22 protein-coding genes are annotated in these 24,381 nt (G+C 41.6%); 14 read left to right on the top strand and 8 right to left on the bottom strand.

Translation table 11 applies throughout. From position 1 onward, the window contains the following. Nucleotides 1-11 precede the first annotated feature (11 nt). The 11 genes from ACZ48L_RS09655 to ACZ48L_RS09605 all read left to right on the top strand — a co-directional run bounded on the left by ACZ48L_RS09655 (nucleotide 12) and on the right by ACZ48L_RS09605 (nucleotide 13,154). Entirely contained in the window at nucleotides 12-989 is a 978-nt protein-coding gene (locus ACZ48L_RS09655) for a F0F1 ATP synthase subunit gamma (RefSeq protein WP_025790722.1), read from the top strand. A gap of 721 nt (nucleotides 990-1,710) precedes the next feature. Beyond that, a complete protein-coding gene (locus ACZ48L_RS09650) occupies nucleotides 1,711-2,142 on the top strand; it encodes a Fur family transcriptional regulator (protein ID WP_278575443.1) in 432 nt (143 codons plus the stop codon). 112 nt (nucleotides 2,143-2,254) lie between these two features. After that, nucleotides 2,255-3,145, top strand: coding sequence for a hypothetical protein (locus ACZ48L_RS09645; protein WP_025790723.1), 891 nt, complete (start codon nucleotides 2,255-2,257; stop codon nucleotides 3,143-3,145). Nucleotides 3,146-3,185: 40 nt separating this feature from the next. Continuing rightward, nucleotides 3,186-3,470 carry an STAS-like domain-containing protein gene (locus ACZ48L_RS09640; protein ID WP_242401675.1) on the top strand — a complete coding sequence of 95 codons (285 nt, stop codon included), beginning with the start codon at nucleotides 3,186-3,188 and terminating at the stop codon, nucleotides 3,468-3,470. Between the two features lie 345 nt (nucleotides 3,471-3,815). Beyond that, complete coding sequence (gene ileS / locus ACZ48L_RS09635; RefSeq protein ID WP_025790726.1) at nucleotides 3,816-7,481, top strand: isoleucine--tRNA ligase; 3,666 nt, start codon at nucleotides 3,816-3,818, stop codon at nucleotides 7,479-7,481. A 98-nt stretch (nucleotides 7,482-7,579) separates the two neighbouring features. Further along, nucleotides 7,580-7,963: a TraR/DksA family transcriptional regulator gene (locus ACZ48L_RS09630; RefSeq protein ID WP_008823190.1), complete on the top strand. Its 384-nt coding sequence runs from the start codon at nucleotides 7,580-7,582 to the stop codon at nucleotides 7,961-7,963. Next, nucleotides 7,963-8,613, top strand: coding sequence for a lipoprotein signal peptidase (locus ACZ48L_RS09625; protein WP_008823189.1), 651 nt, complete (start codon nucleotides 7,963-7,965; stop codon nucleotides 8,611-8,613). The genes ACZ48L_RS09630 and ACZ48L_RS09625 overlap by 1 nt, the downstream gene beginning before the upstream one ends. A gap of 8 nt (nucleotides 8,614-8,621) precedes the next feature. Beyond that, nucleotides 8,622-9,566 (top strand): DUF4296 domain-containing protein, encoded by a 945-nt coding sequence (locus ACZ48L_RS09620; protein ID WP_025790728.1) that lies wholly within the window; start codon nucleotides 8,622-8,624, stop codon nucleotides 9,564-9,566. Nucleotides 9,567-9,568: 2 nt separating this feature from the next. Next, nucleotides 9,569-9,775 (top strand): hypothetical protein, encoded by a 207-nt coding sequence (locus ACZ48L_RS09615; protein WP_025790730.1) that lies wholly within the window; start codon nucleotides 9,569-9,571, stop codon nucleotides 9,773-9,775. A gap of 87 nt (nucleotides 9,776-9,862) precedes the next feature. Continuing rightward, nucleotides 9,863-11,500 (top strand): M23 family metallopeptidase, encoded by a 1,638-nt coding sequence (locus ACZ48L_RS09610; protein WP_025790732.1) that lies wholly within the window; start codon nucleotides 9,863-9,865, stop codon nucleotides 11,498-11,500. 16 nt (nucleotides 11,501-11,516) lie between these two features. Continuing rightward, nucleotides 11,517-13,154 (top strand): dipeptidase, encoded by a 1,638-nt coding sequence (locus ACZ48L_RS09605; RefSeq protein WP_025790734.1) that lies wholly within the window; start codon nucleotides 11,517-11,519, stop codon nucleotides 13,152-13,154. A 450-nt stretch (nucleotides 13,155-13,604) separates the two neighbouring features. Here ACZ48L_RS09605 and ACZ48L_RS09600 read toward each other — a convergent pair whose 3' ends face one another. Together ACZ48L_RS09600 and ACZ48L_RS09595 are read right to left on the bottom strand one after the other, a co-directional pair. Further along, nucleotides 13,605-13,976, bottom strand: coding sequence for a hypothetical protein (locus ACZ48L_RS09600; protein WP_148295427.1), 372 nt, complete (start codon nucleotides 13,974-13,976; stop codon nucleotides 13,605-13,607). A 379-nt stretch (nucleotides 13,977-14,355) separates the two neighbouring features. After that, a complete protein-coding gene (locus ACZ48L_RS09595) occupies nucleotides 14,356-15,606 on the bottom strand; it encodes a phosphoglycerate kinase (RefSeq protein WP_025790736.1) in 1,251 nt (416 codons plus the stop codon). A 182-nt stretch (nucleotides 15,607-15,788) separates the two neighbouring features. On the opposite strand from ACZ48L_RS09595, the gene queC reads away from it, so the two are divergent. Beyond that, entirely contained in the window at nucleotides 15,789-16,442 is a 654-nt protein-coding gene (queC, locus tag ACZ48L_RS09590; protein WP_008823182.1) for a 7-cyano-7-deazaguanine synthase QueC, read from the top strand. Between the two features lie 624 nt (nucleotides 16,443-17,066). On the opposite strand, the gene ACZ48L_RS09585 is transcribed toward queC, so the two are convergent. The 4 genes from ACZ48L_RS09585 to ACZ48L_RS09570 form a co-directional block, all read right to left on the bottom strand. Next, nucleotides 17,067-19,454 carry a TonB-dependent receptor gene (locus ACZ48L_RS09585; RefSeq protein ID WP_025790738.1) on the bottom strand — a complete coding sequence of 796 codons (2,388 nt, stop codon included), beginning with the start codon at nucleotides 19,452-19,454 and terminating at the stop codon, nucleotides 17,067-17,069. 860 nt (nucleotides 19,455-20,314) lie between these two features. After that, nucleotides 20,315-20,605 carry a 50S ribosomal protein L27 gene (gene rpmA / locus ACZ48L_RS09580; protein WP_025790739.1) on the bottom strand — a complete coding sequence of 97 codons (291 nt, stop codon included), beginning with the start codon at nucleotides 20,603-20,605 and terminating at the stop codon, nucleotides 20,315-20,317. Between the two features lie 16 nt (nucleotides 20,606-20,621). Beyond that, a complete protein-coding gene (gene rplU, locus ACZ48L_RS09575) occupies nucleotides 20,622-20,939 on the bottom strand; it encodes a 50S ribosomal protein L21 (RefSeq protein WP_008823177.1) in 318 nt (105 codons plus the stop codon). A gap of 773 nt (nucleotides 20,940-21,712) precedes the next feature. Beyond that, nucleotides 21,713-21,835, bottom strand: a complete 123-nt coding sequence (locus ACZ48L_RS09570) for a hypothetical protein (RefSeq protein ID WP_257882146.1) — start codon at nucleotides 21,833-21,835, stop codon at nucleotides 21,713-21,715. A gap of 266 nt (nucleotides 21,836-22,101) precedes the next feature. Between ACZ48L_RS09570 and ACZ48L_RS09565 the strand changes: the two genes are divergently transcribed. Continuing rightward, nucleotides 22,102-22,671: an NUDIX hydrolase gene (locus ACZ48L_RS09565; RefSeq protein ID WP_025790741.1), complete on the top strand. Its 570-nt coding sequence runs from the start codon at nucleotides 22,102-22,104 to the stop codon at nucleotides 22,669-22,671. 47 nt (nucleotides 22,672-22,718) lie between these two features. Then, complete coding sequence (locus ACZ48L_RS09560; protein WP_025790743.1) at nucleotides 22,719-22,967, top strand: hypothetical protein; 249 nt, start codon at nucleotides 22,719-22,721, stop codon at nucleotides 22,965-22,967. On the opposite strand, the gene ACZ48L_RS09555 is transcribed toward ACZ48L_RS09560, so the two are convergent. Further along, nucleotides 22,947-23,645, bottom strand: coding sequence for an MATE family efflux transporter (locus ACZ48L_RS09555; protein WP_025790745.1), 699 nt, complete (start codon nucleotides 23,643-23,645; stop codon nucleotides 22,947-22,949). The two genes, ACZ48L_RS09560 and ACZ48L_RS09555, sit on opposite strands and share 21 nt — an antisense overlap. A 60-nt stretch (nucleotides 23,646-23,705) precedes the next feature. Beyond that, nucleotides 23,706-24,377 (bottom strand): DUF4230 domain-containing protein, encoded by a 672-nt coding sequence (locus tag ACZ48L_RS09550; protein WP_025790746.1) that lies wholly within the window; start codon nucleotides 24,375-24,377, stop codon nucleotides 23,706-23,708. Between the last annotated feature and the right edge of the window lie 4 nt (nucleotides 24,378-24,381).

The raw sequence follows: 24,381 nt of genomic DNA, 5'->3' as shown, positions 1-24,381 counted from the left end.
AGGTATAGAGAATGGCATCTTTAAAGGAAATCAAGACTCGTATGGCAAGTGTTCAGAGCACTCGTAAGATAACAAGTGCGATGAAGATGGTTGCATCGAGTAAGTTGCACCATGCCCAGAATGCCATAGAGAACATGCTTCCGTACGAAGCAATGCTCGAGCATATACTGAAAACGTTCCTCGTTTCTACGCCAAACACTGATACTCAGTTCGACGTACAACGACCTGTTAAGCGTGTCGCATTGCTCGTTTTCTCCTCCAGCAGTTCTCTTTGCGGTGGATTCAATGCCAATGTCATCAAGCTTTTGATGCAGGTTGTGGATGAATATCATTCTAAAGGACTGACCAATGAGGATATAGTTATCTATCCTATAGGGCGTAAAGTAGCAGAAGCAGCCAAGAAACGTGGTCTTACCTGTGTCTGTCCTTATCCTGAATTGGCTGAGAAACCTAATGCAGAAGATTGCCGGGAGATTGCCAAAGAGGTGGGGCAGAAGTGGCTTAAGGGTGAGTTTGACAAGGTAGAGATGATTTATCATCACTTCAAGAGTGCTGGTAGTCAGATTCTTACACGTAAGGTCTTCCTTCCTATTGACCTCACTGAAGAGCTGAATGCAGACAAAGAACGTGATCTTACTTCAACTCTTACGAGCAAGGAGGCGCAGGAATATATGAAGAAGAAGGGCGTGGCAGCGCAGAAGAAGAATGATTCTAGCACTGTTACTCCGCTGAATGATGACTTCATTGTTGAGCCAGACTTGCACACTGTCTTACAAACGCTTGTCCCGAAGTTGCTCCATCTGATGGTTTATACGGCACTTCTTGATAGCAATGCCTCTGAGCATGCAGCTCGAATGGTGGCAATGCAGACTGCAACAGACAATGCTGATGAGTTGCTTAAAGAGCTAAGTCTTCAGTACAACAAGTCTCGTCAGGCAGCCATCACATCGGAATTGCTCGATATTGTTGGTGGTACAGTAAACAATTAATCCTCTTTTCGGGAGGTTTATAACCTATATTATAAGGGCCGTATCAATGGTTTTAACTGTTGATACGGTTCTTTTTTCGTGTTCTTAAAGTGTGTTTTGTCCTTTCTTAGTCAGTCAATTGCTCTTAAAGAAATAACCTTACAAAAACTTATAGAGCATAAAGTAGATTTCAGAAGAAATGACTCTAAAAACTGCTTTGTAACCATCAGACAGTCAACAAGTTGCAAATCACGTTCTAAAAGGGCGTCTTTTACGTTGCAAAAGGGCACCTTTTACACGTCAAAAGGGCATCTTTTACCATGCAAAAGACGCCCTTTTAGAATGTAAAAGAGCCTTGTTTAAAAACCGAATGTAATTTGTTCTTACAAAAAAGTGTCTGTCCAATCATGATTAAGAAGACGTAGATGGCACTTCAAACACTGATATTTTATCTTATGTTTCCTGCCAGATATTAATCCGTTAAATACAGCTTTTCGTTATGTAAAATGCTTTGTTGATAACCATGTATGTTGCTTTCATATAGAGCTATATATGCAATCTGTATGTGACAAAGCGTCAAGTAAATTCTATTATTTTGTATTTTTTTCAATTGTTTATATCTATCTGTCATTACTTTTTTGTATCTTTGCACCAAGTAATTACGTGCCACTGTCCTTAGAATTCGTATATTAACAAGGTAAAATCACGTGTATCGTTTTTTAGAAACTTAAAAGAATAAAGTGTGGATTCTGCATATAACAGACTTATAGAGTTAGGTATTCGCCCTTCAATACAGCGAGTAGCCATTATGAAGTATCTCTTGACGCATCATACCCACCCAACAGTGGAGGATGTGTTCCTTGCATTGAAGAAACAGTTGCCGACAGTAAGCCGTACAACTGTTTATAACACGTTGCGCATGTTGTCCGAATATCATGCCGTATCAATGATAACCATTGATGATCATCGCGTTTGTTACGATGGTGTGACAGAGCCTCATGCTCACTTCTTCTGCAAGAAATGTGAGAAGGTTTATGACTTTGAAGCAATGGCAATGCCGAAGTACACAGGCAAAATTGGCGAAGGTTTCCGAATTGATGACACCCAGCTTTATTACAAAGGACTCTGCCCTAAGTGCTTAGCAGCTATGGAAGCTGTAGAGAAAGTCAGCTAATCAACTATAAGATAACTGCAAATTTAGATTATTTATATAGTTAAAGGAGGTATTTAAATTAAAGTGTTGTGTAATTAAGGTATTATTGTTATCTTTGCAAAAATGCATTCTTATGCCGCAAGAAAACAACATCTTTTTCGCAACACCTGATAAGCCAAAATGGTTAAAGCTGATAGTTGACTCTTATCAGAGGTACAATTCCCAAGGGAATGGTATTCAAGTCTTCATTTCCTTTGGTACTGATATAGCGGTTAAGGACTTGATGCCAATGCATTTGGTTACTTTAGCGTGCCTTATACAATTTCTTTCAGATCATAATTGGCAAGCTAATTTGTTTTGGAACAACCCATCTGTAGCTAATTATATTTATAATGAACTACGCTTCCGAGATTATTGGTCAGGGCAAAAGAATCATGTTGATACGGCAGATTCCTCTCATATTTTTAATCTATGGCGGATTGTTGATGGAGAAAAAGAACCTTTTGCAGCGCGAGTTGAAGAATATTTAAAAAACAATTACTTCAGAAATAAGGATTTAAGTGCCATTAGCTTAAGTTTGAAAGAAGCTTTTTATAATGTATTTGACCATGCTTCGGCAGGTAATAATGCTTTTTCTTTGATTTTTTATGATAAAGATACGCATGTATTATACGCAGCAATATCAGATTTCGGGATTGGGATTGTCCGATCAGTAAAGAAGTATGTTCCTTCGATTATAGATGATAAGCAAGCTTTACTGAAAGCAATTGAGAACAATTTCACAGTTAAATCAGCAAAATGGAATAAAGGAAAGGGATTAGATAATATCTTATCAAGTACAGATTCCTCTAGGCTATGCAGTGGTCGTGCTCTCCTTTTATATAAGAAAAAAGATAAATATGATATGCAAGGGAATAAAAGAGTTTATGATATTGACTTTGATTTCCCTGGAACTCTGTTATATTTTGAAGTTGATATTTCCCAAATGGATGATGTGGAAATACTTGATTCGTTTGAGTTTTAGATGTTTTAATTAAATCAAGACGATTATGTGTACAGTGAATATGAAAGAAGTTTTAGCTTCACATAATAGTTTGCCAGAGGCTGGAAACACTTTTTACAATACTATTGTAGGTGCAATTGCATCTGATGAGAAGGTTGTTGCAAATATGGAAGGAGTAAGTTCATTACCTTCTATGTTCTTAAACGTGTCAATCGGCAGAATCATTGATGAATATGATATGGCTACTTTAAAAAAACATATCATGTTTTTAAAGATAACAAAGCAGCAAGCAGATAGATTGAAAGATTATCTACTTCGCTATGATGAAACCCCAAAAGATGCGTAATCCTTTGAAGATATAATCTTTGTTTATATATAAAATTGTAATTATAATAAAGTATTTCACCATAGACTTATAGCCGTATCCTGTTTCAAGGGGTGCGGTTTTTCTTTTCTCATAACATCATATTTCATTGGTAACAAATTCTTTTTGAAAGCTCTAATACTTACCATTGTTTTAAATATTTGATGTAAATAAATCGTAATTGGTCATATCTCTATTTTTACCCTACTATGTTACATTATCTTAAATGGACGCCTTTATCTTTCATACAACCAAAAAGTTTGGTAGTTTCAGTAGTTATTTGTATCTTTGCATACATTTAGAAAATCAGCAAAATAAGATAGAAAAATGGCTAAGAAATTCGCCGAACACAAGGGACTTGACCTTGTAAGCACAAATCAAGAAGTGTTGAAAGAGTGGGAGAAGAATGACATCTTCCACAAGAGTATTGACGAGCGAGAGGGTGAACCACAGTTCATCTTCTTTGAAGGACCTCCTTCTGCCAACGGACACCCTGGTATTCACCACGTTCTGGCACGCTCTATTAAAGATACTTTCAACCGCTACAAGACCATGCAAGGATTCCAGGTTCACCGTAAGGCGGGTTGGGATACGCACGGATTACCTGTCGAACTGGGCGTAGAGAAGGAGTTGGGTATCACAAAGAAGGATATCGACAACCATAATTCAGATAAGTATATCTCCACAGAGGACTACAATCACAAGTGTAGAGAGAACGTAATGAAGTTCACTGCAGAGTGGAAACAGTTGACAGAGGAGATGGGTTACTTCGTAGACATGGAGCACCCATACATTACTTACGATAATAAGTACATCGAAACACTATGGTGGCTCTTGAAACAGCTCTATAATAAAGGGATGCTTTACAAAGGGTACACCATTCAACCTTACTCTCCAGGTGCTGGAACAGGACTGTCAAGCCATGAATTGAACCAGCCTGGCTGCTATCGTGATGTGAAGGATACAACCGTAACAGCACAGTTTGCTATCCCATCTGCCGACTGGAAGACGCTGGCAGAGAAGGCAAAGCTGCCTAAGGAGACATGGGGTAAGCCTTGTTTCGTGGCATGGACCACAACACCTTGGACCCTTCCTTCAAACGTAGCATTGTGTGTCGGTCCGAAGATTGAGTATGATGTTGTTGAAACATATAACCCTTATGATGCTGAGAAACTGACTATCGTTATCGCTTCAAGCCGCGTTTCAGCCTATCTGAAGCCAGAAGGCGAGATAACAGACGGTGGTGAGCTGCCTGCTTATGAGCGTGGTGACAAGTATGTTCCTTATCGTGTCGTAGGCAAAGTGATGGGTACAGAGCTTGAAGGACTGCATTATCAGCAGCTCATGCCTTGGATCAAGCCTGTTGAAAAGGCTGGAGAGTTTGCTCCAAAGTTTGTAAATGACTATGCACAGGCTCATCCAGAGAAAGTATTCACAGGTGAAGACGGACGTGATAAGTTCGTTGAGATGGAGAGTGAAGCCTTCCGTATCATCCTTGGTGACTATGTAACGACTGAAGATGGTACGGGTATCGTGCACATTGCACCAACGTTTGGTGCCGATGATGCCAAGGTTGCCAAGGATGCTAATATCCCTGCACTCTATCTTATATCAAAGAAAGGCGAAACACGTCCGATGGTTGACCTGCAAGGTAAGTACTATCCAATAGACGAACTCGACAAGAATTTCGTCAAGGCGTGTGTTGATGAGAAGGCATACGGCCATCATGCAGGTGACTATGTGAAGAATTCTTATGATCCAAAGTTCAACCCTGATGGTGTATGGGATAAGAAAGCTTCAGAGAAAGCAGAGGACCTGAACATCATCATCTGTATGGAAATGAAGCAGGAAGGTTCTGCTTTCAACATTCAGAAGCACGTACATAACTATCCACACTGCTGGCGTACGGACAAGCCTATACTCTATTATCCACTCGATAGTTGGTTTATCAAGGATACAGAGAAGAAGGAACGGATGGTTGAACTCAATAAAACGATTCGTTGGCAGCCTGAATCAACAGGTACAGGACGCTTTGGTAACTGGCTTGAGAACCTTAATGATTGGAATCTTAGCCGTTCACGCTTCTGGGGAACACCATTGCCTATATGGCGAGATGAGAACCGTGGTGAGAAATGTATTGGTTCTGTAGAGGAGCTCTATGCAGAGATTGAGAAGGCTGTTGCCGCTGGTGTGATGGATAAGAACCCACTGAAGGAGGCAGGTTTCGTGGTTGGCGACTTCAGTCAGGAGAACTATGACAAGATTGATTTGCACCGTCCTTACGTTGATGATATCGTCCTTGTAAACGAAGAAGGTAAGCCAATGCATCGTGAAGCCGACCTTATCGACGTGTGGTTTGATAGTGGTTCTATGCCATATGCACAGCTTCACTATCCATTTGAGGGTGAAATCAATGCTGAAGGACTAAAGAAGACGGGGCTGACAGAGGCAGAATATCGTGATCAGCTCGTACATTCTTCCTATAAAGGGGTAGCTGTTCCACCAGCATTCTTCCCTGCTGACTTCATCAATGAGGGTGTTGACCAGACACGTGGTTGGTTCTTTACACTCCATGCCATTGCTACAATGGTGTTCGACTCCGTTGCTTTCAAGAACGTTATATCATCTGGTCTTGTGCTGGATGCCAAGGGTAACAAGATGAGTAAGCACGTCGGCAATGTTACAGACCCATTTGAGATGCTGCATAAGTACGGTGCTGATCCTGTACGTTTCTATATGATGACGAACAGTGAGCCATGGGATAACTTGAAGTTCGACCCAGAAGGTGTTGATGAATGTCGTCGTAAGTTCTTCGGTACATTATATAATACGTATAGCTTCTTCGCACTTTATGCCAATGTTGATGGTTACGATGCAGCTAAATGTGAACCTATTAAGGCTGATGCACCCGAGATTGACCGCTGGATCATCTCTAAACTCAACTCTCTTATCAAGGGTGTTACAGCTGAATTAGAGGACTTTGACCCAACACGTGCAGGACGTCTTATTGATGCTTTCGTTAACAATGACCTCAGTAACTGGTATGTTCGTCTGAACCGTAAACGCTTCTGGGGTAAGGAGATGAGCGCTGATAAGAAGAGTGCTTATGACACATTGTATACTTGTCTGATGACAGTTGCACGCCTCTTGGCACCGTTTGCACCTTTCTATGCTGACCAGTTGTATCAGGATCTGGGTGGTTCGAAGGAGAGTATTCACCTTGATCGTTGGCCAATAGCTGATGAATCAGTTATCGATAGCGACCTTGAAGCACGCATGGATATGGCACAACGCATCACGTCTATGGTACTTGCACTCCGTCGTAAGGTGAATATCAAGGTTCGCCAGCCATTAGCTCAGATCATGATTCCTGCAGTTGATGCTACACAAAAGAAGCATATAGAAGCTGTATCCGACCTTATCAAACACGAAGTGAACGTTAAAGACCTTACATTTGTTGAAGGTCAAGGTCTCTTAGTGAAGAAGGTGAAGTGTAATTTCCGCGTCATGGGTAAGAAGTTTGGTAAACTCATGAAGCAGGTTGCAGCACGTATGGATGCTCTGACACAGGATGAAATTGCAGCATTAGAGACTTCTGGAGTATTCAACTTCGAGCTTGATGGTCAGCCAATCACTGTTGAAGCAGCTGATGTAGACATCATTTCAGAAGATATTCCAGGCTGGTTGGTAAGCAACGAAGGCAACTTAACGGTTGCACTTGAGGTGGAACTGACGGATGAACTACGTCGTGAAGGTATGGCACGTGAGCTCATTAACCGTATACAGAATCTCCGTAAGGAGACTGGTTTGGAGATAACGGACCGTATTTCGGTAACTATCGAACCACGCAAGGAGGCTCAAGATGCAGTAGAATCATTCGGTGAACTGATTAAGACACAAGTTCTTGCGGATGAAATCACGCTTGCTGAGAATGCAGGAGCTGAGGTTGAGTTCGATGAATTCAAGCTTCATATCGAGATAAAGAAGATATAAATATAAATAAGAATAGGGAGATTGACTCTTAACAAGAGTCGATCCCCTCTTTACATAAGAGCTATAAAAACTTTAAATAACCTAATTCAATTTAACTTATGGAAGCAAAAAAGCGTTATACCGATGAGGAACTCGAGGAGTTTCGCTCGATAGTAAATGATAAATTAGCCGTAGCTAAGTCGGATTATGAGGAGACAATGAAGGTTCTGATGAACAAGAATACGAATGATGTAGACGATACATCACCTACGTATAAGGCGTTGGAAGAGGGCAGTTCTAACCAAACAAAGGAGGAATTAGTCCAAATGGCACAACGTCAACAGAAGTTTATTCAGGCATTGCAGGCAGCTCTTGTGCGCATCAATAACAAGACATATGGTATCGATCGCATCACAGGTGAGCTCATTCCAAAGGAGCGTCTGCGCATCGTTCCACATGCAACACTTAGTGTTGCATCCAAAGAAGCAAACAAAAACCATTAATGTATAGCAATAAAAAGAAGAGCTTGACAGCCGCATCATTGATTGTTCTGCTGTTGATTATAGACCAGATCATCAAGGTGACTGTCAAGCTTCACATGAATTTAGGGGAGGCAATCCATGTCTTTGATTGGTTTCAGATAGAGTTTGTAGAGAACAATGGAATGGCATGGGGAATGGAACTCGGGAGTAAACTCTTCTTGAGCATCTTCCGAATTGTTGCCGTTGGCTTCCTTATATGGTACATATCCGACCGTATCAAACGTGGAGCGCGTATGGGATATATCATTGTTTTGTCAATGATATGTGCTGGTGCTGCTGGTAATATCTTTGATTCCTTGATTTACGGTCAGATCTTTACGGCATCGACACCTTATTATTTACCGGGTGCAACACCCTCTACATTGGTCTCATGGGGCGAAGGGTATGCTCCTATGATGATGGGAAAGGTTGTTGATATGTTCTATTTTCCACTGTTTCATGGTACCTTTCCCGATTGGTTTCCATTATGGGGTGGAGAGTCGTTCATATTCTTTTCACCCGTATTTAACTTCGCTGACTCTTGTATTTCAGTAGGTGTATTTGCCATATTACTTGCTTTCCGCAAGGATTTTAATGGTTGGACACCCGTTAAAGAGGCAAAGGTTGATTGAGAAAACAAATGAAAAGTAACTGCATAAAGTTCATTACTCTTAGCTGTCTGTTTACAGTTTTAATGTTATTTGTTGGCTGTAAACCATCTATCCCATCAGATATTATTCAGCCATCTGAGATGGAAGATATGCTTTATGACTACCATTTGTCGATGGCAATGGTCAATCAGACAGGCTTTTCTGACGTCAGACAGAAAGCTTTTAAGTTAGCAGTAATGAAGAAGTATGACGTGTCTGAAGAGAAGTTTGATGCCTCTCTCCTTTATTATATGCGGCATACAGATAAGTTACATGACATCTATGAGGACCTTGCAAAGCGTCTTGAGAATGAGGCTAGGGCACAAGGAGCGTCTGAAAGTGAGCTTTCTCAATACGGAGATATAACCTCTAAGGGTGACACAACGGATGTTTGGCGTGGTAATCGTACACTGATCTTATCGCCTTATGCCTCAGTTGACCGTGAAGTCTTCGACATAAAGGCAGATACTGCTTACCATAAAGGCGACCGTCTTGTGCTCAGTTTCGATTCACAGTTTATCGTTCAGGAGGGTATGCGTAATGCTGTTGTTGTGCTATCTGTCACCTATGCGAATGATAGTATCAATACTCAGTATCAACAAATATCGTCGGATTCACATCAGACACTGACCATTGACAGTGGCGACTCTCTCCGAATAAAACACATTCGGGGCTATTTCCTGATGCTGAAGGGCCAACAACCCACTACAACTTTCAAGCTTTTGATATTGAGGAACATTCATCTTGTGCGTATGCATGTACGTAAAGGGGAGTCAACAACGCCCAATGACTCTGTGAATAACCAAGATCCAATCCGTACGATAGGTGGAGCACCAGTCACTCCGACGCCTGCACCACCTACTCCAGACGCTGCTCCACCAACGAGAACACCATCGGATGCCATGCGTGAGAGGGGTATTCCAAACCATCCATGACGATGAGGAGGATTGCTGCTAATGTTGTTCTTGCTCCTGAAGGGCGGACAGAACAAGGAGTTGTGACGATAGAGAATAGTGTTGTTTGTTCTATAATGTCTCTTAAAGAAGAGCTTCCTATGACGGAATGGTACGTCGGCACGATTGTCGTAAAGCCTGATTCTGAAGGTAAACGACGTGCTTATATGGATGGAAATCCTTTGGTATAGAACTTTGAAGACTACCTGACAGAGTATTATCTATGCCATACACATCTCTAATATAAATGATATAATAGTGAGTTTGATAATAAGTGAATGAATTTTTTCTTAGGTTTTCTTTTATCAGCATTGTCTTTTGGCTCTCCAGTCCATGTTCCTGTACAGCTTGCAGGTAACTTTGGTGAACCGCGTCCGAACCATTTTCACGGTGGAGTAGACGTGAAAACAGAGCGAGAAGTGAACCTCGGTGTCTATTCAATTGCCGATGGTTATGTCTCAGGAGCTATCGTTGAGAAGTTCGGTTATGGGCATGCTTTGATGGTAACACACCCCAATGGCTATACCAGTTATTACTTTCACTTGAACCGTTTCGCACCTCAGATTGAAGCAGCTGTGAAGAAATGGCAGTATGCACACCATCAGTTTGCTGCCGAAATACACTTCCGACCGGGTGAATTCCCTGTTGCGAAGGGGCAGTTTATAGCCTTAAGTGGTAATACCGGAGCATCCAAAGGACCACATATCCACTTAGAAATGCACAAAACAAAGAGCAATAATCTTTGTGATCCACTCAATTTTCTCAAGTCTTTTATCACGGATAAGACAGCACCAGCAGTCTATTCTTTTAAGTCTTACCCACAACCTGGGGAGGGAGTGTTCCAACATTCCTCTGATTCTCGTATCTTTACGTTTGATAAAGGACGGTTCCAGGCATGGGGAAAGGTGGGCTTTGGCATAAGAGCCAATGACCATATGGATTCTGTTTATAATAATTATGGTGTGCGTTACACCCGCCTTTACTGCGACGGAAAGCTCGTTTTTTCTTCAGATGTGAATAATATCCCTGTCAGTTGTAACCGTATGGTGAACTCATGGGGCGACTATGACCATTTCCTTCATACGAAAATATGGTTTATGAAGTCATTCATTGAACCTGGAAACACGCTTCCCATCCTTCGGGCTGGTGCTGACAGAGGTATCATTAACTTCAATCAGCAACGTGATTATCACCTTCGTTATGTGGTTAGTGATGCCTTTGGTAATCAGACAGTGAAGGAATTTACGGTCCATGGTGAGCCACAAGCAATACCATCTGTGGCAAAACCAGAGGGAGAACTTCCTCTTTATTGTAAGAAAGATAATCGTATTAATGCTGATGGTGTGCGATTGAACATTCAGAAAGGGCTTCTTGCTAAGGACGGATGGTTGCTGATGCGTACTGTTCCAATGGGCAATGCGCTCTCTATGGGCTATAGTTTCTCGAAAGCTCCCTATCCTTTATTCAATTATGCAGAGATAAACATCAAGGCAAAAGATGGTATCCGTAATCCTGAAAAGCTTTACATTGCAGCCCGAAATAGTGCTGCAGGAGGTGGTCCGTCAGCCTATTGTGGCGGCATTTATACCAATGGTTGGGTCAAAGGACGCTTCCGTGAACTGTCAGATATCTACTTCCTTACATCTGATGAGACGGCACCTTTGATTACAAAGATGAACCTTGATCCACGCCATCTGTTCTTTAAAATAACCGATTCAGGCAGTGGACTGAAAGCTTATCAGGCTTCTGTAGACGGAGAATTTATTCTTCTTGAGTTCGGAAAGAACAAGGAAGTCTTCTTCTGCGACCTCACTGAGACACCTGTTCAGCGCACTGGTAAGGAGCGAACACTGAAGGTTTCAGCCGTAGACAACCGTGACAATCGTCGAGAATTTGTAACAAAGATAAAGTATTAACGTTAAAATCAAGATTATGAAGAAAACATTTATCACACTGTTTTTCCTGTCATTGATGTCGTATGCCAATGCATGTACGAACTTCATTGCGACAAAAGGAGCAACAAAGGACGGTTCTGTCCTCGTAACTTACAATGCTGATGACTATGGTTTGTTTACAAATCTGTGTCATTATCCTGCCGGAACGCATGCAAAAGGTGACCGTCGGGAGATTATCGATTATGATACGCATGAGAGTCATGGCTTTATCCCTGAAGCACCAGTGACCTATAACGTCATTGGAAACATCAATGAGTATCAGGTAAGCATTGGTGAAACAACATACGGGGGTAGGGAAGAGATGGTTGATAAGACCGGAACGATTGACTATGGTTCATTGATGTACCTCGGATTGCAGCGCAGTAAGACTGCACGTGAGGCCATTAAGGTAATGACTTCATTGGTTGAGACCTATGGATATAACTCAGAAGGCGAGACATTTACTATTGCTGACCCTAATGAAGTATGGTTGCTTGAGATGCAAGGATGCGGTGGCGACAAGAAACAAAAGGTGGTTTGGGTTGCTGTTCGTATACCTGATGGTATGATTTCTGGTCATGCTAACCAGAGCCGTATCGGTCAGTTCTCAACCTATAATACTGAAGTCATTACGTCAAAGAACTGCATCAGCTTTGCACGTTCAAAGGGTTGGTTCACCGGAAAGGATAAAGATTTCAACTGGAAGATGGCATATGCTGAGCCAACCTTTGGTGGTCGGCGTTGGTGTGATGCCCGTGTATGGAGCTTCTTCAATCATTTCAAGGACATGTCACATTGGTTGCCATGGGCACTTGGCAAGGATCCGAAGGCTGAAGACATGCCTTTGTGGATTCAACCAGACAAGAAGCTGGATGTAGCCATCATGGAAAACTGCATGCGCGACCACTATGAGGGAACAGCTTTAGCACTCGACAATGACATTGCACAGGGTATCTGGGATTGTCCTTATCGTCCAACACCACTGCAATATGAGGTGGATGGAAAGAAATACTTCAACGAACGACCAACTTCAACACAGCAGACCGGCTTCTCTTATGTAGCCCAACTGCGTTCATGGTTGCCTCGTGAGATCGGTGGTATACTGTGGTTTGGCAATGATGATGGGAATATGGTTGCTTACGTTCCTATCTATTGTAGCAATACTGTTCGTGCTGAGTGCTTCAATACACCTGGTGCTGACGCCGTTACCTTCTCTGATAAGAATGCTTTCTGGGTTTGCAACTGGGTAAGTAACATGGTTTATCCACGTTATTCACAGCTTTTCCCAGCCTTAAAGGAGGTTCGTGACTCTTTGGAGAACTCTTATTTCGCAGCACAAAAGGGTGTTGAAGAGAAAGCTTTGTCGCTTTATAACTCTGACAAGGCAGCTGCCGTGAAGTATCTTAATGACTATTCTGTTGAGAAGAGTGATGAGATGATAGCTCGTTGGCGCCAGTTGGCAACCTATCTCATTGTGAAATTCAATGATATGACTATCAAACCAGAGAAAGATGGTCAGTTCCTTCGTACGAAGACGGGGCTTGGCGAACGTGTTAAGCGTCCTGGTTACAGCAATTATTTCAAGCAACAGATCGTTAAGCAGACAGGAGATAGATTCCTCATGCCTACTAAGTAAGGTGACGGCTGAGACTGTTCTGCACGATCAGTCACCATAGTGGAGAAAGGACTTAATAAGTTCTTATTGTAAAATCAAATCTCCTTTCAAATTTAATAGATGCCCTTTTGCATTGTAGAAGACAGCCTTTTGCAACGCAAAAGGGCATCTTCTGCTTTTGTATAAAGACTACCCAAAAGGCTGAATTCCATATGAGGAGTTCAGCCTTAAATTATATCTGATAACCAGCTTAAAGGTCAACAATGTTTTAATTTACTTTCCTGTCACTTTTAACATATTGTGTAATATGCTGATAATAAGTATGTTTTAATAGGTATATCACATGACAGTAGTGACAGCAAATCTAATATTGCTCCTCATAAGCTCTACTGAAGTTGTTCATTCCTGCAAAGAAACGAAGAAGATATATGCTACAAAATACAGCAAAATAAACAGACTTACCTCCTATTATCAAGAGAAATAACTTCTGATTAATGTTAGGAAGTTATCTATATTACCATAAGTTGTGATATTCCAATAGGCAAAACCGCTATATATAGCTGTCATTATACAGAATCTTAGCCAAGCTACCATATGCAACAACCGTTCTTCTTCAGTGCATAAATCCCTTATTAAAACATAGAGTTCTCTTAGGAACATGATAATAAGTGCCACCCATAGCCCTATTTCCCATATACCTTTCATGAATATATTTGCATCTTTCAAGCCTGGAAATATCTTCTCTGCAAAGAAACTTGTTAGCAGAAGTACTACTGCAAAACTGTTTATGAGAACAAATAGTTTACTCTTATTTGTCTTATTAAACAATGTCCACTTATCCATTGTTCTTATGTTTTTTCCTTTCTCCATGATAGAATAGAATTTGGTATTAAGCTGTTGGAATCTTATTATCTTTCCTTTGTTATACCTTAAAGATTTAAACTTGTAGTTACTTTATGAATATCTAATGTAGACTGAGGGATGTTTTCTTTTCAGAGCGTATTATAATCGGTCCTAATATATAATCCATTCTTACCTGTTGAATAAATATTTCTTTTGTAAACAAGCTGAACTTGCTTTCACAGTAAGGATAGAAGGAGGGATTCAAGTAAGGTAAAGACAGATTGATTTATGCTTTTATAAGAATAAAAAGAGCCGCTGCCTCGTGATGAAGTAGCGGCTTTTCCGTTATGATGAGAGGATTAATTCTCCTTCTTTAATGTTACTTCTCAATAGCAGCTACGCCTGGAAGAACCTTACCTTCAATGGCTTCGAGCATTGCACCACCACCAGTTGAAACGTAAGAAACCTTATCAGCAAGACCGAACTTATTGACAGCAGCAACAGAGTCACCACCACCAACGAGTGAGTAAGCACCATTCTCCTGTGTAGCCTGTGCTACAGCCTTAGCGATTTCGCCAGTACCCTTTGCGAAGTTCTCGAACTCGAAGACACCAACAGGACCATTCCAAAGGATTGTTTTAGAGTCCATGATGATCTTCTTCCATGCTGCGATACTCTCTTCAGATGCGTCCATACCTTCCCATTCATCAGGAATCTGATCGATTGGGAATACTTTACGCTCTGTATCGTTTGAGAAATCCTTACCACAAACAGTAGCAACAGACAGTGAAAGGTTTACACCCTTCTCCTTAGCAGCAGCAATTACGTTCAATGCCTCAGGCATCAAGTCATCCTCATGGAGTGACTTACCGATCTTACCACCCTGTGCTTTGATGAAAGTATAGCCCATACCACCACCGATGATGAGGTTATCAACCTTGTCAAGGAGGTTCTTAATAACACCAAGCTTTGAACTAACCTTTGATCCACCGATGATAGCTGTGAATGGATGTTTAGCATTCTTCAGCACATTCTCAATGGCTGTAACTTCTTTTTCCATAAGATAACCGAGCATCTTGTGGTCTGCATCGAAGTAATCAGCTATCACTGCAGTAGAAGCATGCTTACGGTGTGCAGTACCGAAAGCGTCATTTACATATACATCAGCGTATGAAGCGAGCTTCTTAGCGAACTCTTTCTGACGCTCTTTCATCTCCTTCTTTGCAGCATCATACTCTGGTGTGCCCTTCTCAACACCAACTGGCTTACCCTCTTCCTCAGGATAATAGCGAAGATTCTCAAGCAAAAGAGCCTCTCCACCCTTCAAGGCTGCAGCCTCAGCTTCAGCATTTCCTGCGTCTTTAGCAAACTTTACGTCAACGCCAAGAGCCTTGCTTACGTTCTTAACAATCTGGCTGAGTGAAAGCTCTGGCTTCACTTTACCCTTTGGTTTGCCCATGTGACTCATCATAATGAGCGCACCACCGTCAGCAAGAATCTTCTTAAGAGTTGGCAATGCACCACGGATACGGGTATCATCGGTTACGTTACCATTCTCATCCAATGGCACATTGAAGTCTACGCGGACGATAGCCTTGTGTCCAGCGAAGTTGAAATCGTTAATTTTCATGTCTTGTTTATTATTTATTATGTAATAATTATCTTACCGCAAAAATACTAATTTTTAGCGGATTAGGGAAGTGTTATACTGTCTTTTTTGTAATTTTGTACTAAAATAGGCTACACTTGACAAGGTGACGACTGGTCTTCTTTGTTATTGGGTGTAGTGTTAGGAATTTTAATAGGATTGAAATGAAGGATTCAGTTATTATCGTTAGTGGTGGACTCGACTCCATAACGTTGCTTTATGACAAGGCTTCAACGATAGCCTTAGCTATCTCTTTTGATTACGGACAGAACCATGGAGCAAAGGAATTGCCCTTTGCTGAGTATCATTGTCATAAGTTGGGCATCCCACATATCACCATTCCGCTCTCTTTTATGCATCAATATTTCAAGAGTTCGTTGCTGGATGGTGCTGCAGCAATACCTGAAGGACATTACGAAGAGGAGAATATGAAGTCGACGGTGGTACCTTTCCGAAACGGAATCATGCTGGCGATAGCAACGGGAATAGCGGAGAGTCATGAGCTGAAGAGGGTGTATATTGCCAATCATGGTGGTGATCACGTTATTTATCCAGACTGTCGACCGGAGTTTATCAGTGCTATGAATGGTGCAACAGAGGCTGGTACGTTTGTCAATGTACGGGTTGAAGCTCCTTATACGAATATCACAAAGGCTGATATTGTGCGTCGTGGCGCTGCTTTAGGGATTGATTATAGCAAGACATGGAGCTGCTATAAGGGCTCTGATGTCCATTGTGGCAAGTGCGGAACATGTGTGGAACGCAAGGAGGCATTTGCTGACGCGGGTGTCAATGACCCTACTGTCTATGAGGAATAACACGGTGTTGGATGGTGGAAGCATGTGCTTTCTCTTCTGAAATGTAAAACTTGAATGAGTGAAAATACGATCAAGCTGCAGTGAATCTACTGCAGCTTGATTTGTTTTGGATGGTATAAGAGAAGGTATAACAGTCTGATCAGCTTTGTGTTCTGATGGTATAAAAGCCAGCGTATATGCCTGATTTATTTTGTTTTTGTCCATATTCTTGCCTCTTATGAATAGCTTTCGAATGGTATTTAAGCATGTGTTGAAGCAAGGAAGTGGGTATTAACGCCTGTTTAAAGTGTATTCCTTTCTGCGTTTATATGTGGTCTTTTGTTCTGGTCTATACCGTTTTGTGTCTTCTTTATGCCCTTGTTTTGTCTTTATAAGGCGTGTATGTTTTCAAATTATCTAAGTGTGATAAAGTATTATCAGACTTAGATAATTAATTATCACGCTTAGATAATACTTTATCACGCTTAGATAATATGGTTATACACGCACAAAAGCAACATGAAGTACTGGAGAAAGCAAAAGAAAAGCAGAGAAAACGATATGTAAAACACATACATCTCGTTTTCTCTGCTTATGTTTTTAGATAGTTGACGATGGAGTCGCTACCTTTTAATAGGGTATGTTTTAGAAATCGATAGTAACCCTACCGTTGATCTGTCTGCCTGTAAGATAGTTCGGAACGGCGTATTGTTGCCCTGCAATGTCGGTCACCCAGTAATATGAATTGACGTTATTGATTCCGAAAAGGTTCAGACAATCAATGCCCAACCATATGTTTTTGAAGATTGTGTTACGGCTTCCGTCACTGTTATCCAGCAGTCTGTAACTCATACCTATGTCTGCTCTTTTGTATGCTGGAGCACGGAATGGGTTTGCTTCCAGTTCCTTGTGCGGTGCAGAGAATGGTAATCCGTCGGCATATGCAAGCTTCAGTGACATCCGCCAACGTGTTGTTCCTGGGAAATAGTCGGTGAAGTAGAGGTTCAACGCATATCGTTGGTCGGTTGGAAGAGGGATAGTCTTGCCATTCAACTTCATCCTTGTGTTCATGAAACTTAATGTTAGCCATGAGTCAGCACCAGGGACAAACTCTCCGAAGAGCTTCAAATCGAGTCCGGCAGTATGGCCTGTAGCATTCTGATCGCCGTAATAAGTGACCTTCACATTGTCCACAGAATAGGGGATAAGGCGTGACATAGCTTTGTAATAAGCCTCGGCAGTGAACTTAAACGGTCGTCCGAGCATCTGGAAACGGTATGACATAGAGGCTATGGCATGGATAGAACGCTGCGCTTTTATCTTCTGATTGAGTGTAGCATAGGTGATTCCGTTTATCAAAGAGGTGTCTCTCAACTCCTTATAGAACGGAGCTTGATAGTAAAGACCACCCGCAATGCGGAAGCTAAGGTTACGATTCCAGCCCGGAGTGATGGTCAGTGCTGCACGTGGAGACACCAGACTCTCGCCGTTAAAGCTCCAATGTGAGAAGCGAACACCGTAGTTCAGTGTGAAGAGAGTGGGTATGGAATCACGTGTCTGGAAGTTCCATGTGTCCTGAAGATACGTCTCGAAGCGTTTAGCATTCAGTTCGTTACGTGCACGAAGGGCATAGATCATCTTCAGATCCTTACCCGTATGTGGTATGTTATAGCCTGCTGAATCACGATATTCGTACTCTGCAGAGTTCTCTGTAATCTTCTCCAACTTATACGTCAACGCACCTTCAATCTTGTGTTTGCCTGCTCTGTGCTGCATCATGAGCTTCAAGCTCTTCACGTTTGCATTGAGATAGTCTCGTGAATGTTGCATATATGTTCCTACACCAAGGTTCTCTGACGTCTCAGTCTGTGTGAGCCAATACTGTCCTTGTATGTCATATCGCTCCTGCTCGCGGGTTGTGAACGCTGAAGCAAGCAGTGAAATGTCAGTTCGGGGAGTAAGATGTCGAGTGATAGCAAGTGATCCGAAGAAGGTTCGGAAGAGGTCTTTCTCCTGTCCATCGAAGTAAACTTTGAACTTCTTTACGTTCTGTAGCGTACCGAAGTTGGTCTCTCTGTCCTCTGGTTTGAAGTTATAATGATTGTCAGAGATATTTCCAATGAAGTCAATCTGCCATCGTTTGTTCGGCTGCCATGATAAATATGTCTGGTAATCAAGGAACGATGGGCGGTATTCTCCCTCTGTTTGGAGTGATCCAAGGAGGTAACGATTGGTCTTATAGCGCACACCATTGGTCCAAGTAAACTTCTTTGTAGCCAGTCCAAGGTAAGCACTGGCACCTAAAAGGGAGGCTGAAACGGATGCTTCTGTCTTCTTCGGACGTTTGTAAGTGATGTCCAAAGCAGAGCTCATCTTGTCCCCATACTTTGCTTCGAAGCCTCCTGTGGAGAATCCGATGCCGTCAACCATGTCAGGATTGATGACTGATAAGCCTTCTTGTTGCCCACTTCTGACGAGGAAAGGACGGAAAACTTCAACATTATTGATGTATACGGAGTTCTCATCGAAGGTTCCTCCGCGAACATTATACTGTGATGAAAGCTCCGAATGGGTGGAAACGCCGGCTTGAGTCTGTACTAATTCTTCAACAGCATTGCCTGTTGCCGATGGACCTTGCTTCGTTTTCTTCACGTCAAGTTCCTCTGTCGTACCGTGTTGTTTGGCTTTTCCCTCAACAACTACCTCTTGTAACTGACTGTCATCAGAGAGTTGTACGAGTAAAGTCTGCTTCCCTTTTGGCCAATGAAGTACCCTTGTCTTGGTCTTATATCCAACCATTGAGAAGCGAATCTTGACAGAGTCTTCACTCTGTAGCTGCATAGTGAATTCGCCTTTGAGGTTGGTCATGGAGAGTTTTCCTTGTGAAACGACCATTACAGACGCCAGTTCAATGGGGTTACCGTCCTTGTCTGCTACCTTTCCTTGTAGTGTGAATGATTGTCCAAAGGCTATCTGACTGCTCACAAAGCACAGCAGTAGGAGTATATATTTGGGGAAATTCTTGCTTATCATGTACTTATAACGTTGCACTTATAGATATTATTGTGATATAAACACAGAAAGTAACACGTTCGTTTTCTTGCTGGAAAATGATGGTGAGGGGCTCTTTGAATGGCTTGATAAAATACTTACAGAATACAATCTGTCTACATGTCTGTTTTACGAGGAAATGATCAATTTCTCGATTTGTAATGTTCAGATAATCAATAGGTTATAGAGGGCAAAGTAAAAGGGCATCTTTTGCATAGTAAAAGACGCCCTTTTGCATGGTAAAAGATGCCCTTTTGAAGTACAAAAGGGCATCTTTTAGAATGTGAAAGACGCCCTTCTACTTTTGATACCATGAATAAGTTTTACATAATCTGTGTTCTTCTTCAATTTAAGCATTACTTATTGGCTGTTGCTTCTGTCTATAATTATCATCTTACGCTTGGTTTTTCATGTCATTGTTTCCCATCTGTGGGTGTCGCTCTTCCCATCTGTTGCACTACAGTTTCTCTTCTATTGGATATCAATCTCCTCATCTACGGTGTTACAGTTTCCCATCTATAACATAGCTGTTTTCCATCAATTGGATATCTATCTCTTCATCTGTCGCGTTATAGTTTTCTATCTATTGAATCACTGTTTTCTATCTGTAGCATAGCAGTTTCTCATCTGTAACATCGTGGTTTTCTATCTATTGAATCACAGTTTCTTTATCAGTAGAGTTGTTATTGGATAGCAGGAGGGTAGTAGTTTCCGCTTATGTGTATGCTTGTAGTAGTCAAGTTAGGTTTTAAACGTCGCCCTTATAAACGCATAAATCCCGGTCTCTGTGCAGAGAACCGGGACTATGTTGTTTGTTTGGAATAGTTTTTTTTGTTGTTCGCTTAAGCTTCAGGCTTTACAGTCTTCGCAGCGTAAACCTCCTCAGAAAGGACAGAGACAGTGCTCTTGTTGAACTTTCCTTTGTGGAAGTAGACAACTCCGTCTGCAAGAGCATACAAAGTGTCATCTTTACCCTGTGCAACATTCTCGCCTGGGAAGTGCTTATTGCCGCGCTGACGTACTATAATGTTGCCCGCAACAATCTTCTGGCCACCCCAGATCTTAACACCTAAACGCTTTGAAGCTGATTCACGGCCGTTCTTAGAACTACCTACACCTTTTTTATGTGCCATTCTTGAGTCCTCCTTTTTAAGCGTTAATTGATTTAATTTCTACCTGAGTGAAGTGTGTACGATGACCATTCTTCTTTCTGTAGTCCTTGCGACGCTTCATCTTAAACACGATAACTTTGTCGCCTTTTACCAAAGGAGCTACTACCTCAGCTACTACTTTCGCACCATTAACAGTTGGTGCACCTACTGTGACAGCACCGTTGTTATCTACCAACAGCACCTTGTCAAACTCAACAGTCTTGCCTTCTTCCGCATCTTTGATGTGGTTTACGAAGAGCTTCTTGCCCTCCTCAGCCTTGAACTGCTGACCGTTAATTTCTACAATTGCGTACATTTTATTATTGTAAACGGGTTTTTACCGTCAGGCGGCTGAGCATCTTTCCAGCACTTGTTCTGAGCCTAAGACGGCATAATCGGCTGCAAAGTTAATAAAAAATAATGTTATGGAACTTAATAGATATATTGTTTTTGTGTGTTATTAACAATAATTAGTGTATTATTGTCTACTTTTGGTCGTTAAAAGGTGTGGTTTTATCATATAAATAAGTATTTATATAAATGTATTTTCATATTTATTCATGTGATTTTCCTTGTATTTTCATCAAGTGTTGTCTGTTTATTAGGGTTGAAAACACCATAAGAATGGGATAAAATAAGCAGATAATGATAGTGTTTTGTTGGTCTATTGGTCTTCAAAATATCGAAAAAAGGACGTTGGATAAGCAGACGATGATTGTGTTTTATTGGTCTATTGGTCTTTAAAACATATAAAAAAGGAATAGGAAAAACAACATTAGAACAGTGTGTTGTTGGTTCATTGGCATTTAAAACACCATTTGGGACAATACAGAAATGGTGCTAAAGCTACGTATTATACAAACAAATGCCCTGTACACTCCACAATAATGACATCAGAAACGAATGCCGTGAAGGGCTCCATCATAATTCTTTCCTGTTGAAAGAGGAGCCAATACTTCTTCAGAAGGCCTTACATCATTGTACTGTTACTGCCGTATATTATGGTAAAAGTGCAGGGCACAGACAGTTATCTCATCCGAAGACGAAGGTCTGATTTACAGAAATGCGACATGACATAGTATCAGATGTCTATCTATGTAGCACTTCAAACGGATGATCGGTCGCAATATCAATCTGGCGTTCATCGTCTTGATAGATGTTATCCAGGTCGAATTCATGTTCATTGTGCATCTTTGCTTTGCGTTTCATCATAGAGTTCTCCTTTCTTTTCCCTATGTTTCAAGGGCTAAATGGTTAGGTTTGAGTATATGGGATAGCAGATTTCCCCCTATTATCTCCTGTACAAAGATAGTGAAAATGTCGTGAGTTGGTTGTCAATTAATGCGAAATCTTTTCGACATTTTACCTCTTTCTTTCTATAAAATACCCCCTTTACCCCTCTTTAAAGCATTGATTTATTTGTTTATTAAGGTAGGAAATGATATCTTTGTACCAACAAAAGAACAATGTTAGTAGGCATGACAAAGGATAAAAAGCTAAGAAATAACGAGGAAATGAAGTGGAAAACGCTTTCTTCCAAGCAGCTTATTGACCGTCCATGGATGCGAGTCAGATGTGATAAGGTGCAGTTGCCAGACGGCAGAGTGCATGAAGAATATTACGTTCTGTCATATCCTTCATGGGTAAATGTCATTGCAGAGACCGAAGAAGGGGATATTATCTTAGAGAGACAGTACCGACATGGACTGGACATAGTGTCTACTGAGATCTGTGCTGGTGTGATGGAAGAAGGTGAGACACCCTTAGAGGCAGCACAACGTGAGCTTGAAGAGGAGACAGGTTACACTGGTGGAGAGTGGAAAGAGATAATGACTGTAGCTCCAAACCCTGGTGTTATGGATAATCTTTGCCATTGTTTCTATGCCAAAAAGGTGAGAAAAACCTGCGAACAGCATCTGGATGATACGGAAGATATTGATGTTCTCTTATGTCCAAAGCAGGAAGTTAAACAGATGTTGATACGTGGTGAGTTCATCCAAGCACTGATGGTTGCACCGCTTTGGAAGTTCTTTTCAACCGAGTTTTGATTCGTTTTATAAATCAGATAAGGAGTAATTCCTTTAAGAATGAGCTTATGATAACAAAAGATAGTATAGAGTCGGCTTACTGTTTCTTCCATCAGAAGTATCAGGTTTATGCCTATTCACACAGTGAACGACAAAAGGATGACATTGAATATGCCATCAGTTCGTATGTTGATGAGATGAGTCCTGAGCTTTATAAACGGTTAGCCAATGGGCGAGAGGAGTTCCTTCTCACGCATAACAGGTTTGCTGAAGACATGAAAGAGGCGATAAAAACACTATCCGAGTTGTCTCTTTAGTCTTCTCATGAGCCATAAATAGGCAGGAATAAGGAACAGATCAGCCATTACCCAGGCTACAGGATCGGCATAACAAACGCCCGTCCATGCCAGTGCAGGTACCAACCAGATACTCACACCACAGCGTGCTATCATCTCCATGACGCCACTCATCATGCTTAAGTTACTGTATCCAAGGCCTTGAATACTGTATCTGAGGATAACAAGAACGCCCAAAGAAGGATAGAACCAGTTACAAATACGCATCAATCGTGCTGCATTGTTGATTACTTCCTGCTCATTTCCATTGACGAAAAGCATCATCATCTCGTCTGCAAAGGGGTAGATGATGATGACGGTAAGGGCAAAATATGCCAGCATAATCCACATAGAATCATTCACACCAGTCTTTACTCGTTGGAGTTTACGCGTTCCGAACGCCTGTGCTACAGGTATAGCGAAGCCTGCACAGGACCCGTTGCAGAAGCCCATGACAAGGAACATGATACTACTGGATGCTCCCACGGCAGCCAATGCACCCACCCCTATCCATCGACCCACTATTGCAGCATCAATAATCAGGTACATTTGTTGTAATAAATAACCGAGAATGAGCGGTATGGCAAACCTAATAATGGCGCGTGAAGGGGCGCCTTCTGTCATGCTTTCTACGTGTTGTTGTGATTCTGACAGTGACATTATCCTTTGTTATTCTCCTTGTCTTATGATGCTAATGATGTGGTATTACAATGACTTACATCATTTTCTGTCGGTTGCAAAACCAACTCTTATCTTTTTATATCCCATAGAACGGAGGAACTGCATGAACTGTTGACGTGCATTTTCTTCTGCTATCTTGATGTTTTCAGGTGTAAAACAACGTTTTAACATCTTCCTGTAAGCACGTTTGTAGAGCTGTTCTCTGTCGCCATCGGTCCATGTTCCTTTCTCAAAGAACGACCGTGTGCGTGCTTCATCAATGAAGTTTCGCTCGAGAAGTGTGATCGGTGGGAGCATAGCGATGATGCTGTCACCTTCAACATGTAACCATTGGGGACCTGCCTGACGAAGGTCTATACCCAGACGAACGGTTCCGTAATAGATACGAACCAGCTCACTGTCAGAGAAAAAGCCACGACTGACGGTGTCAATGAGCTCTTCATCGTTAATAGAAAGGAACTCCCACTGTCCTATATTCTGTATTTCCTGTATCTGTGTAGGCGTGATATCGATGTGATCATCAGTACTTAAGCCCAGTGAATTGCTGGAGTTGAGATACCAGATGACACCTCCCACAATGGCAATGATAACCAATGGGGTAAGCAAAATAGCCAATAGTCGAGGTGTAAAACCCTTCGACGAGCGTTCTTTATAGCTTTGCAGACTGTTCTGGTTCTGCTTTCTGGTTTCTTTTTCAGTTTTCTTTTCCATCGTT

The organism is Prevotella histicola (assembly GCF_055385135.1).
The sequence above is the reverse complement of the archived record's forward strand: the minus strand, read 5'-3'. Positions and strand labels throughout refer to the sequence as shown.